At 65.7% G+C, this 12436-nt stretch carries 12 protein-coding genes; 5 read left to right on the forward strand and 7 right to left on the reverse strand.

Annotation, left to right across the window (positions count from 1 at the left end; translation table 11 throughout):
- The first annotated feature begins 114 nt into the window (after window positions 1-114).
- Window positions 115-990 (forward strand): diaminopimelate epimerase, encoded by an 876-nt coding sequence (gene dapF, locus K289_RS0127590; RefSeq protein ID WP_027554467.1) that lies wholly within the window; start codon window positions 115-117, stop codon window positions 988-990.
- Entirely contained in the window at window positions 990-2243 is a 1254-nt protein-coding gene (gene mtaB / locus K289_RS0127595; RefSeq protein ID WP_027554468.1) for a tRNA (N(6)-L-threonylcarbamoyladenosine(37)-C(2))-methylthiotransferase MtaB, read from the forward strand. Before dapF ends, mtaB begins: the two co-directional genes overlap by 1 nt.
- Window positions 2244-2333: 90 nt before the next feature.
- On the opposite strand, the gene K289_RS0127600 is transcribed toward mtaB, so the two are convergent.
- Together K289_RS0127600 and K289_RS0127605 are read right to left on the reverse strand one after the other, a co-directional pair.
- Window positions 2334-3443 (reverse strand): DUF2336 domain-containing protein, encoded by a 1110-nt coding sequence (locus K289_RS0127600; RefSeq protein ID WP_027554469.1) that lies wholly within the window; start codon window positions 3441-3443, stop codon window positions 2334-2336.
- 265 nt (window positions 3444-3708) lie between these two features.
- Window positions 3709-4410 carry an RluA family pseudouridine synthase gene (locus tag K289_RS0127605; protein WP_027554470.1) on the reverse strand — a complete coding sequence of 234 codons (702 nt, stop codon included), beginning with the start codon at window positions 4408-4410 and terminating at the stop codon, window positions 3709-3711.
- 58 nt (window positions 4411-4468) lie between these two features.
- Between K289_RS0127605 and ftsY the strand changes: the two genes are divergently transcribed.
- Together ftsY and K289_RS0127615 are read left to right on the forward strand one after the other, a co-directional pair.
- Window positions 4469-5410 carry a signal recognition particle-docking protein FtsY gene (gene ftsY / locus K289_RS0127610; RefSeq protein WP_027554471.1) on the forward strand — a complete coding sequence of 314 codons (942 nt, stop codon included), beginning with the start codon at window positions 4469-4471 and terminating at the stop codon, window positions 5408-5410.
- Window positions 5411-5535: 125 nt separating this feature from the next.
- Complete coding sequence (locus K289_RS0127615) at window positions 5536-6138, forward strand: septation protein A (protein WP_027554472.1); 603 nt, start codon at window positions 5536-5538, stop codon at window positions 6136-6138.
- A gap of 107 nt (window positions 6139-6245) precedes the next feature.
- Here K289_RS0127615 and K289_RS0127620 read toward each other — a convergent pair whose 3' ends face one another.
- The 5 genes from K289_RS0127620 to ccmA form a co-directional block, all read right to left on the reverse strand.
- Complete coding sequence (locus K289_RS0127620; RefSeq protein ID WP_027554473.1) at window positions 6246-6830, reverse strand: DsbE family thiol:disulfide interchange protein; 585 nt, start codon at window positions 6828-6830, stop codon at window positions 6246-6248.
- Entirely contained in the window at window positions 6827-7012 is a 186-nt protein-coding gene (gene ccmD, locus K289_RS0127625; protein ID WP_027554474.1) for a heme exporter protein CcmD, read from the reverse strand. The genes K289_RS0127620 and ccmD overlap by 4 nt, the downstream gene beginning before the upstream one ends.
- A complete protein-coding gene (locus K289_RS0127630; RefSeq protein ID WP_027554475.1) occupies window positions 7009-7740 on the reverse strand; it encodes a heme ABC transporter permease in 732 nt (243 codons plus the stop codon). Before K289_RS0127630 ends, ccmD begins: the two co-directional genes overlap by 4 nt.
- Before the next feature lie 76 nt (window positions 7741-7816).
- Entirely contained in the window at window positions 7817-8485 is a 669-nt protein-coding gene (gene ccmB, locus K289_RS0127635) for a heme exporter protein CcmB (RefSeq protein WP_027554476.1), read from the reverse strand.
- Between the two features lie 298 nt (window positions 8486-8783).
- The gene (gene ccmA / locus K289_RS0127640) at window positions 8784-9386 is read right to left on the reverse strand and encodes a heme ABC exporter ATP-binding protein CcmA (protein WP_027554477.1); all 603 of its coding nucleotides are present in this window, start codon (window positions 9384-9386) and stop codon (window positions 8784-8786) included.
- A gap of 265 nt (window positions 9387-9651) precedes the next feature.
- On the opposite strand from ccmA, the gene acnA reads away from it, so the two are divergent.
- Entirely contained in the window at window positions 9652-12372 is a 2721-nt protein-coding gene (gene acnA / locus K289_RS0127645) for an aconitate hydratase AcnA (protein WP_027554478.1), read from the forward strand.
- Window positions 12373-12436: the final 64 nt, after the last annotated feature.

The following is a 12436-nucleotide window of genomic DNA, read 5'->3' on the forward strand; positions in this document are numbered from 1 at the left end:
GAATTCGTCCCATGACAGATGCGTCATGGCAGATACGTCTTGGCCCTCCGCAGCAAATCACTGGTCAAGCCGCCAAGGATCGCCATATAAGGCGGGCGAAAATCGGGAATTTTCATGAGCGCGCTGGCCAACCACGCATTTGCCAAGATGAATGGCATCGGCAACGAGATCGTCGTTGTCGACATGCGCGATGCCGCGTCCCCGGTCACGCCGGACGATGCCCGCGCGGTGGCATCGGCGCAGGGCGGCGTGCCCTACGACCAGCTCATGGTGCTGCAGAAGCCGCGCCTGGACGGCACCGAAGCCTTCATCAGCATCTACAACAATGACGGCTCGGAAGCCGGCGCCTGCGGCAACGGCATGCGCTGCGTGGTGCGCCGGATCTTCGAGAAGACCGGGCAGACCGCGGCGACGTTCGAGACCCGCGCAGGCCTGCTCAATTGCTGGCAGGGCCCGGCGCCCGATCTCTATACCGTCGACATGGGCGCGCCCAAGTTCGGCTGGCAGGACATTCCGCTCGCGGAAGAGTTTCGCGACACCCGCTACATCGAATTGCAGATCGGGCCGATCGACAATCCGATCCTGCATTCGCCGTCAGTGGTGAGCATGGGCAATCCGCACGCGATCTTCTGGGTCGACGACGTCAACGCCTATGATCTCGAGCGCTTTGGTCCGCTGCTGGAGAATCATCCGATTTTCCCCGAGCGCGCCAACATCACGCTCGCCCATATCGTCGATCGCGATCACATCACGATCCGCACCTGGGAACGCGGCGCCGGCCTCACCAAGGCCTGCGGTTCGGCGGCCTGCGCGACCGCGGTCGCGGCGGCGCGCCTGAAGCGCGCCAACCGCATTGTCGAGATCACGCTGCCCGGCGGCAAGCTCGGCATCGAATGGCGCGAGCGCGACGACCACGTGCTGATGACGGGCACGGCGACCTTCGAATATGACGGCACCTTCGATCCGGCGCTGTTCGCGCCGGTCGGGTAATGGCTGTCGACGTCGTCACCTTCGGCTGCCGCCTCAATGCGTTCGAGGCCGAGGTGATCCGCCGCGAGGCCGAAGGCGCGGGCCTTTTCGATACCATCGTCATCAACAGCTGCGCGGTCACCAACGAGGCCGTGGCGCAGGCGAGGCAGTCGATCCGCAGATTGAAGCGCGAGCGGCCCGAGGCGCGCATCGTCGTCACCGGCTGCGCGGCGCAGACGCAAAGCGATATGTTTGCCGGTATGGCGGAGGTCGATCGCGTCGTCGGCAATGACGACAAGATGCGCGCGTCCGCCTGGCGCGAGGCGCGCGACGCGTTCGACATCGGCGCGAGTGAGAAGATCGCCGTCAGCGACATCATGGCGGTCAAGGAGATGGCGCCGCATCTGATCGACGGCTTTGCCGCCGGCCTGCCGCGCGTGTTCGTGCAGGTGCAGAACGGCTGCGACCATCGCTGCACCTTCTGCATCATTCCCTATGGTCGCGGCAATTCACGCTCGGTGCCGATGGGCGCCGTGGTCGACCAGGTGCGGGCGCTTGCTCAGCGTGGTCATGCCGAGATCGTGCTCACCGGCGTCGATCTCACGAGCTATGGCGCCGATCTGCCGGGTGCGCCGAAGCTCGGGATGCTGACGAAGCAGATTTTACGGCACGTGCCGGAGCTGAAGCGGCTGCGGATCTCCTCGATCGATTCGATCGAGGCGGATAGCGATCTGCTCGACGCCATCGCCGGCGACGCACGGCTGATGCCGCATCTGCATCTGTCGCTGCAGTCCGGCGACGACATGATTTTGAAGCGCATGAAGCGGCGTCATTCGCGCGAACATGCGATCGCGTTCTGCGAGCACGTGCGCCGCCTGCGGCCGGACATCGCGTTCGGCGCCGACATCATCGCGGGCTTCCCGACCGAGACGGAGGAGATGTTCTCGCGCTCGCTCGATCTCGTCGACGAATGTGGCCTCACCTTCCTGCACGTCTTCCCCTATTCCCCGCGCCCCGGCACGCCTGCCGCGCGCATGCCGCAGGTTACGGGTGCCGTGATCAAGGAGCGTGCGAAGCGGCTCCGTGCGGCTGGCGAGGAGGCGTTGCGACGGCGGCTCCAGACCGAGATCGGCGCGACGCGCGAGGTGCTGGTCGAGAGCGAGGGCCAGGGCCGCACGGAGCATTATCTGCCGGTGGCGATTGCGGGCGGGCGCGTGGGGAGTGTGGTGCCGCTAAGGATTCGCGGCAGTGATGGCGAGCGGCTCACGGTCTAGCTGCCGAAGCGCTGGCTCTACCCCAAGGTTGTCCTGGCGAAAGCCAGGACGACATCGAAGATGTGGGCGCAGCCTGCCTAAATGCGCGCCCTACAACGCCCTTACCTGCCAGAACCGCAGCGTCCGGAGTGCATTCTCCGGTGTCATGCGGGCGTAGTGGCCCCTTGCTTTGGCGAGATCCGCTGGCTTCATCGCGCCGGTGGCGTAACGGCTCCCCAGCACGGCGGCGGTCGTTTCCCAACTGAGCTGCGCCGCGCGGCACGGCACCAGCAGGCCGTCATCGCGCAGGCTCTGCATCAGCGGGCGGATGACCTCGATAGTGGAGCCGGCCAGCACCGCCAGGGCCGCCACGGTCTCCTCATACCGTCGCTGCGTGGCGAAGCCGAGCAGCGTCGCTTCGCTGAGTTGGCCGGTCGCCTTGAGACCCGCGATGGCGCGTTTGGCGCCTTCGAAGTCGCGAATGCTCGACATCTCGCGCTCGACGCCGACACTGACGGCTGCAATCGCGCTCTGGATCTCCTCGAACAGATGCGGCGGCGCGCGCGACAATAATCGTGTGCGAACGGTATCCGTCGCCGAGCGCAGCAATTGCCGGCGCAGCTCCGACGGCAAATCGACCCGCACGCCGACGCTCACGGCCAGGTCCGGATCGGACTCGGCCTGTCCGACGATGACGGCAAATCCGCCTCCCGAGACGCGTGCACCGGGATTGGCGGCGAGCTTGCGGCTGACGCTCGGATAGCGGCGCGCCAGCAGCGCGTCGGTGACGATCTCCTTCAGCCACCAGCGGCCGGCGACCGCGAGCAGATGCGGCTCGCCCTTGGTCGCGGCGATCTTCACCAGCTCGCCATCGTCGAGGCGCGCCGATTCCTGCAGCACGGGGCCTGCGATGCGGATCTCGTCATTGTTGGCGAGGCGGCGGATGACGGAGGGCGGCGCCTGCGCGATCGGCGCGAGCTGCGCGCTGATCTCGGCGAGCGCGACGCGCGCGCCCATGTCGGCGATCGCGCGCAGCTCGATGGTGCCGATCAGGCGTTCGAGCACGTCGTCGAACAGCGCGATCTGTTCGTCGTTGAAGCTGCCGGCGGAGGACAGGAACAGGTCGGTGACGCGCCGGGCGGTTTCCAGCCCCTTTTCCGCCGAGCCGAAGCGAATCGCGGATTCGACCTCGTTGATGATCGATAGCTGGGCCTTGGGCATCACGCGCTGCTCGTCCTGAGCGGGATTACGGAAGCTTGTTCTAAGCAACCGCTAGCATTAGCAGCGAGCGCTGAACGTTTCGTAAACCATGCGCGGTACTGTCGTGACATCACACCACGAAGGAGGTGGGCTCCCTCTCCCGCTTGCGGGAGAGGGCTGGGGAGAGGGTGTCTTCGCAATCGAGAGCCCCCAAGAGGAGAAGGCCCTCACCCGCGCCTTTGGCGCGACCTCTCCCGCTTGCGGGAGAGGTGAACGACAGCGGCACCTACTCCCCGTTCCACCCGCAGGCGCTGAGCCGCTCGTGCATATGGGCCGGCGCCGGGGCCACCACGCGGACCGGCTCCTTGTTCCGGGAGATCGGCACGACGATCTCGCGGGAATGCAGATGCAGGCGCGGCTCGCCGAAACGCGGGCCGTTGCCGTAAATGTTATCACCGACGATCGGCCAGCCAGTCGCCGCCGAATGCACGCGCAATTGATGGGTGCGCCCGGTGACGGGTTCCATGGCGAGCCAGGTAAGACCCGCGCCCCGGCCCATCACCTTCCAATTGGTCACCGCCTTTTGCCCGTCCGGGTCCGGCTTCTGCCACCAGCCGCGCTCGGCATTGAGCCGGCCGAGCGGCATGTCGATCGTGCCTTCGTCCTCGGCAGGACCGCCCTCGACCACTGTCCAGTAGGTCTTGCCGATCTTGCCATGCTTGAACAGCAGGCCTAGCGAGGCGGTCGCCTTGCGATGGCGGCCGAGCACAAGACAACCGGAGGTGTCCTTGTCGAGCCGGTGGGCGAGCACCGGCGGCCGCGGCAGGCCGAACCGAAGCGCATCGAATGAGGCTTCCAGGTTCGCCCCGCCCTTGGGGCCGCGATGCACCGGCAGGCCCGCCGGCTTGTCGATGACCAGCATCAGCCCGTCGCGATGGAGCACGCGCGCCAGGATTTCGTCGGCGGTCAATTCGGGAACATCGAGCAAGGACAAGGACTTTCGGTCAAGACTTTCGTTTACGGGCCGGAACGGCTAACACGCCACCATGAACGATACCACCGATACCCCTAAGCTGAGCTGGTGGCGCCGCCTGTCCAATGGGCTCAAGCGCACGTCGTCCTCGCTCGGGACCGCGGTCGCCGATCTCGTCACCAAGCGCAAGCTCGACCGCGCCATGCTCGACGACATCGAGGACGTGCTGTTGCGCGCCGACCTCGGCACCGAGGTCGCGGTCAGGATCGCCGATGCCGTCGGCACCGGGCGCTATGACAAGGCGATCTCGGCGGACGAGGTGAAGGACGTCGTCGCGACCGAGGTCGAGAAGGTGTTGTCGCCGGTCGCGAAGGCGCTCGAGATCGATGCGGGCAAGAAGCCGTTCGTCATCCTCGTGGTCGGCGTCAACGGCTCCGGCAAGACCACGACCATCGGCAAGCTCTCGGCAAAGTTCGCATCCGAAGGCCGCAAGGTGATGCTGGCCGCTGGCGACACGTTTCGCGCAGCCGCGATCGAGCAGCTCAAGGTCTGGGGCGAGCGCACCAGGACGCCCGTCATCGCGGGCGCGCAAGGCTCGGATTCGGCAAGCCTCGCCTTCAACGCGCTCACCGCGGCGAAGGAGCAGAACATCGACGTGCTCCTGATCGACACCGCAGGGCGCCTGCAGAACAAGGCCGAGCTGATGAACGAGCTCGAAAAGGTCGTGCGCGTGATCCGCAAGGTCGATGCGACGGCGCCGCATGCGGTGCTGCTGGTGCTGGATGCGACCGTCGGCCAGAACGCGCTGTCGCAGGTCGAGGCGTTCCATCGCACCGCAGGGGTCACCGGCCTCGTGATGACGAAGCTCGACGGCACGGCGCGCGGCGGCATCCTGGTCGCGCTCGCCGAGAAGTTCAAACTGCCGGTGCATTTCATCGGCGTCGGCGAAGGCGTCGACGATCTCGCGCCGTTCACCGCGCGCGATTTCGCCCGCGCGATCGCCGGAATCGAATAGCATCGTCCTTCGAGACGCGCGCCGCTGGCGCGCTCCTCAGGACGAGGTCGTGCCACAGGTGAGGTCCTCATCCTGAGGAGATCGCGAAGCGGTCGTCTCGAAGGACGAGAGAGATGGAAGAGAGTATGGACAAGACCCAGCCGCATCCGCTGTTCAAGCTTGCGACCGAGCTCGGTCCGCTGCTCGTCTTCTTCTTCGTGAACGCGAAGTTCAACCTCTTCGCGGCGACCGGTGCCTTCATGGTCTCGATCGTGGCGGCGATGATCGCGTCCTATGTAGTGACACGCCATATACCGATCATGGCCATCGTGACCGGCGTCATCGTGCTGGTGTTCGGCACGCTGACCTTGGTGCTGCACGACGAGACCTTCATCAAGGTCAAGCCGACCATCATCTACGGCCTGTTCGCCGCGATCCTCGGCGGCGGCCTTCTGTTCGGCCGTTCCTTCATCGCCATCATGTTCGACCAGATGTTCAACCTGACGCCGCAGGGCTGGCGCATCCTCACTTTGCGCTGGGCGCTGTTTTTTGCCGGCATGGCGGTCTTGAACGAGATCGTCTGGCGCACGCAGAGCACGGATTTCTGGGTGAACTTCAAGGTGTTCGGCGTCACGCCGCTGACCATGATCTTCGCCATCGCGCAGATGCCGCTGACCAAGCGCTATCACCTCGACCCGGTGTCGCTGGAGGCGAGCGAGGCCGAGGCGGGGGACGTCAGGAAGGGCTGAGGACTCTTTCAGCTCGTCATTGCGAGCGAAGCGAAGCAATCCAGACTGCCGCCGCGGTGACAGTCTGGATTGCTTCGTCGCTTCGCTCCTCGCAATGACGACCGCGACTACTTCAGCGCCCTCTCCAGCTGCGGCAGCAGCACCGTCCGGAAATTCTCCGGCGTGATCGGGCCGACCAGCTTGTAGACGATGGTGCCTTCGCGCCCGACGACGAACGTCTCCGGCACGCCATAGACGCCCCACTCGATCGAGGCGCGGCCGTTGGCATCCAGGCCGACGCGACCGAAGGGATTGCCGTAACGGCCGAGGAAGCGCCGCGCATTGTCGGGTGCGTCCTTGTAGTTGATGCCGACGATCTGGAAGCGCTTGTCCTTGGCAAGCTCGGTCAAGAGCGGCGCCTCGTCGTGGCACGGGACGCACCAGGAGGCCCAGACGTTGACGAGACTGACCTTGCCCTTGAATGCGGCCGGGTCGAGTCCCGGCACCTGCACGCCGCCCTCCTGCAGTCCGTCGAGCGGCGGCAGCGTGGTTTGCGGGGCCGGATGCCCGATCAGCGCGGACGGAATCCGCGACGGATCGCCACTGCCGAGCCGGAACCAGAACAGCAGCGCCAGTGCGAGGAAGACGAGCAGCGGCAGCACCATCAGGAAGGTGCGGCGTTGCCTTGCGGCGGAGGTCGATGAATCGCTCATGGCCTGTCCGTGGCGCTGCGCCCCGAGCGGCGGGTGATGCCGCTGCGATCAAGCTCGCGCAGGCGCTGGGTCTGGTTGCGATAGTCGATCATGACCCAGCCGATCAGGATCACGACCACGATGGCTGCGGCGGCATAGGACGTCACGATGAAGGACGCGTAGGGGCCGAGCGACATCGTCATGCAGCCTTCTGGCTCGCCTGCATCATCTGCAGGGAGCGGACGCGGCGGCGCAGGATCTCGTTGCGCATCGCGGCCAAGTGCAATGTGACGAACAGCAGCGTGAACGCGATTGCCATCACCAGCAGCGGGATCAGGAACGACTTGTCGAGCGTCGAGCCGCCCATGCGCATCACCGAGGCCGGCTGATGCAGCGTGTTCCACCAGTCGACCGAGAACTTGATGATCGGAAGATTGATCGCGCCGACCAGCGTCAGCACGGCGGCGGCGCGCGCCGCACGCGAGGGGTCCTCGACGGCGCGCCACAGCGCCATCAGGCCGAGATACATCAGGAACAGGATCAGCACCGAGGTCAGCCGCGCGTCCCACTCCCAATAGGTGCCCCACATCGGCCGGCCCCACAGCGATCCCGTGACCAGCGCGAGGAAGGTGAAGGCGGCGCCGATCGGCGCGGCCGATTTCGCGGCGACGTCGGCGAGCGGATGCCGCCACACCAGCGTGCCGAGCGAAGCCACGCTCATCACGCCCCACACGAACATCGAGAGCCAGGCATTGGGCACATGGATGAACATGATCTTCACGGTCGCGCCCTGCTGATAGTCGTCGGGCGCAAAAGCGGATTGATAGAGGCCGATCGTGAGCAGGATGATGGTTGCGGCCGCAAGCCACGGCAGCACGCGCGCTGTCAGCGCGAGGAACCGCGTCGGGTTGGCGAGGTCGATCAGCGTCATGGTGTCCTGATAATCACCGGGGACCGCTCAGGCAATGAGCACGAAAGGGCGCAGCGAAAGTTGATCGGGGTCAAGATCAGTCGAGCCCATGTCTGAGGCTCATGGCCGCCGCGAAAGGGCCGACCACGAGGCTGACCAGCGACAGAGCGCAGAGGATCGAGAACGGCGCGCCGAACGACAATGGCCCGGTGATCGCCGCCTGCGAGGCCGCGACGCCGAAGATCAGCACCGGAATCGACAGCGGCAGCACCAGAACCGCCATCAGGAGGCCGCCCCGATGCAGGGTCACCGCCAGCGCGGCGCCGATCATGCCGGTGAAGGTCAGCGCCGGCGTGCCGGCCAGCAGCGTCAGCGCCACGGCGCCGGTTGCGACCATGTCGAGGTTGAGCAGCAGCCCGAGCACGGGGGTTGCGACAATCAGCGGCAGGCCCGCCGCCAGCCAATGCGCCAGCGCTTTGGCGGCGCAGGCGAGTTCCAGCGGCGTCCGGCTCATCGTGATCAGGTCGAGCGAGCCGTCCTCATGGTCGGCCATGAACAGCCGGTCCAGCGTGAGCAGGCTCGCCAGCAGCGCGCCCAGCCACAGGATGGCCGGCCCGAGCCGCGACAGGAGCGCCAGATCCGGCCCCACCGCGAACGGCATCAGCACCACCACGGTCAGGAAGAACAGCACCCCAATCAGCGCCCCGCCGCCAACGCGGAGCGCGATCCGGATGTCCCGTCGAATGAGAGCAGCAAGGGCCGTCATGGGATGCCTCCGATCGAGGAGGAGCAATGCATGACCACCTCGCGCCCCAGGCACACTGCGCTCCCTCCCTCCCGGCGGGGGAGGGTGGGGCAGGGGGGTAGCCCCGGGGAGGATGCTTGTGGGGGGCGGACCGCCAGCAGGGGAGTCCCCGCGTCCCGAGTGCTTGAACCGAGAGAGCTTACCGTGTGGCACCCCCCTCCCTGACCCGCCCCCGCCTTCGCTAAAGCTTCGGCGGACAAGGGGGCGAGAACGAAGAGGGCGGAGCCCTGCCGCTCAGAAAGCTGAGGGTCCGTGAATCTCACGCCGCACCCCCGATCCGAAGCTCCCGCGCATCGATGCCGAGCGGGGCGTGGGTGGCGGCGATGATCAGGCCGCCGTGGGTGAGATGATCGCGCATCAGGCCGGCGAACATGTCCTGGCCGGCCGCATCGAGCGCCGCAGTCGGCTCGTCCAGCAGCCAGACAGGGCGGCGGACGGTCAGCAGCCGGGCCAACGAGAGCCGGCGGCGCTGGCCGGCCGACAGGAACGCCGCAGGCAGATCGGTGGCGTGGTCGAGCCCGACGGTCGTGAGGCTGCCCTCCGCGTCAAAACGCTCCCCGCCGAGAAAATCGGCCCAGAATGCCAGGTTTTCCGCCACGCTCAGCGCCGGCTTCAGAGCGTCGCGATGGCCGAGATAGTGGCATTGCTCGGGGAGCGTGAGCTCGGAATCCCCTCCTGCCAGCGCAATCGTGCCGCCAGCTGGAACGAGCAGGCCGGCGATCAGCCGCAGCAGCGATGTCTTGCCCGACCCGTTGCGGCCGACCACCGCCACGGCCTCGCCGGACCTCGCCTCGAAATCGAGCCCGGCGAACACCTCGCGGCCACCCCGCACGCAGACGAGCCCGCGTCCGGAGAGCTGCATCTCGCCGCTTGTCGAAGCTCTCAACGGAGCCCCCAGAAGGGCCCGAGAGAAAACCCTAAGAAAATCTTGGGGTAGCGCATCAGAATTTTTGGCTCGCGAATTGCTGCGGTACGATTGTGGCTGTGGCGGCGCGGTTAGAAAGCTTCTATAAGCCCGGAACTACTTGATGCAGCAACTCAACCTGCCCCTGCAAGCGACCCAGCCGGATTCGCTGACGGTGTTAAAGTACCCTCGCCGGGTATAACTAACAATTGGGATTTCCTACATGACCTCGCTCGACAGCTTCAAATGCAAAAAGACCCTCAAGGTCGGCGCCAAGACCTATGTCTATTACAGCCTGCCCACGGCCGAGAAGAATGGTCTGAAGGGAATTTCCAAACTTCCCTATTCGATGAAGGTCCTGCTCGAGAACCTGCTGCGCAACGAGGACGGCCGCTCGGTCAAGAAGGAGGACATCGTCGCGGTGTCCAAGTGGCTGCGCAAGAAGTCGCTTGAGCATGAGATCGCGTTCCGCCCGGCCCGCGTATTGATGCAGGACTTCACCGGCGTGCCGGCGGTGGTCGACCTCGCCGCGATGCGCAACGCGATGCAGAAGCTCGGCGGCGATGCCGAGAAGATCAACCCGCTGGTGCCGGTCGATCTCGTCATCGACCACTCCGTGATCGTGAACTTCTTCGGCGACAACAAGGCCTTCGCCAAGAACGTCACCGAGGAATACAAGCAGAACCAGGAGCGCTACGAGTTCCTGAAGTGGGGCCAGAAGGCGTTCTCGAACTTCTCCGTCGTGCCGCCCGGCACCGGCATCTGCCACCAGGTCAATCTCGAATACCTCGCCCAGACCGTCTGGACCAAGAAGGAGAAGATGACGGTCGGCAAGAAGACCGGCACCTTCGAGGTCGCCTATCCCGACTCGCTGGTCGGCACCGATTCCCACACCACCATGGTCAACGGTCTTGCCGTGCTCGGCTGGGGCGTCGGCGGCATCGAGGCGGAAGCCTGCATGCTCGGCCAGCCGCTGTCGATGCTGCTGCCGAACGTGGTCGGCTTCAAGCTCAAGGGCTCGCTGAAGGAAGGCGTCACCGCGACCGATCTCGTGCTGACGGTCACGCAGATGCTGCGCAAGCTTGGCGTCGTCGGCAAGTTCGTCGAGTTCTTCGGCCCCGGCCTCGATAACCTCTCGGTCGCCGACAAGGCCACGATCGGCAACATGGCGCCCGAATACGGCGCGACCTGCGGCTTCTTCCCGGTCGACGCTGCCGCGATCGATTACCTCAAGACCTCCGGCCGCGCCCCGGCGCGCGTCGCGCTGGTGCAGGCCTATGCCAAGGCGCAGGGCCTGTTCCGCACCGCCAAGTCGCCGGACCCGGTGTTCACGGAGACCCTGACGCTCGACCTCGGCGATGTCGTGCCGTCGATGGCAGGTCCCAAGCGTCCCGAAGGCCGCGTCGCGCTGCCCTCCGTGTCGGAAGGCTTCTCGCTGGCGATGGCCAACGAGTACAAGAAGGGCGATGATGCCGAGAAGCGCTACGCAGTCGAGGGCAAGAACTTCGAGCTCGGCCATGGCGACGTCGTGATCGCGGCGATCACCTCCTGCACCAACACCTCCAACCCGAGCGTGCTGATCGGCGCCGGCCTGCTGGCGCGCAACGCGGCCAAGAAAGGCCTGAAGGCGAAGCCGTGGGTGAAGACCTCGCTCGCCCCGGGCAGCCAGGTCGTCGCCGAATATCTCGCCAATTCGGGTCTGCAGGCCGATCTCGACAAGGTCGGCTTCAACCTGGTCGGCTTCGGCTGCACCACCTGCATCGGCAATTCCGGCCCGCTGCCTGAAGAGATCTCGAAGTCGATCAACGACAACGGCATCGTTGCGGCCGCCGTGCTCTCCGGCAACCGCAACTTCGAAGGCCGCGTCTCGCCGGACGTGCAGGCGAACTATCTCGCCTCGCCGCCGCTCGTCGTCGCCCATGCGCTTGCGGGCAGCGTGACCAAGAACCTCGCCACCGAGCCGCTCGGCGAAGGCAAGGACGGCAAGCCGGTGTACCTGAAGGACATCTGGCCGACGGCGAAGGAGATCAACGCCTTCATGAAGAAGTTCGTGACCGCGTCGATCTTCAAGAAGAAGTATGCCGACGTGTTCAAGGGCGACACCAACTGGCGCAAGATCAAGACGGTCGAGAGCGAGACCTATCGCTGGAACATGAGCTCGACCTATGTGCAGAACCCGCCCTATTTCGAAGGCATGAAGAAGGAGCCGGAGCCGGTCACCGACATCGTCGAGGCGCGCATCCTCGCCATGTTCGGCGACAAGATCACCACCGACCACATCTCGCCGGCCGGCTCGATCAAGCTCACCTCGCCCGCGGGCAAGTATCTCAGCGAGCACCAGGTGCGTCCGGCCGATTTCAATCAGTACGGCACGCGCCGCGGCAACCATGAAGTGATGATGCGCGGCACCTTCGCCAACATCCGCATCAAGAACTTCATGCTCAAGGGTGCCGACGGCAACATTCCCGAAGGCGGTCTGACCAAGCACTGGCCCGACGGCGAGCAGATGTCGATCTACGACGCCGCGATGAAGTACCAGCAGGAGAACGTGCCGCTGGTCGTGTTCGCCGGCGCCGAATACGGCAACGGCTCCTCGCGCGACTGGGCTGCGAAGGGCACGCGCCTGCTCGGCGTCCGCGCCGTGGTCTGCCAGAGCTTCGAGCGCATCCACCGCTCCAACCTGGTCGGCATGGGCGTCCTGCCGCTCACCTTCGAGGAAGGCACCTCCTGGCAGTCGCTTGGCCTGAAGGGCGACGAGAAGGTCACGCTGCGCGGCCTCGTCGGCGACCTCAAGCCGCGTCAGAAGCTGACCGCGGAGATCGTTTCCGGCGACGGCTCGCTCCAGCGCGTCCAGCTGCTCTGCCGGATCGATACGCTGGACGAGCTCGACTACTACCGGAACGGCGGCATCCTGCACTACGTGCTGCGCAAGCTCGCGGCATAAGCGCGGATTTGTGAACGGTGGCTCACTGCGAAGTGAGTAGAAGCTTAAACGAAGGCGGCCTATC

Source organism: Bradyrhizobium sp. Cp5.3, assembly GCF_000426265.1.
Taxonomy (GTDB): Bacteria; Pseudomonadota; Alphaproteobacteria; order Rhizobiales; family Xanthobacteraceae; genus Bradyrhizobium; species Bradyrhizobium neotropicale.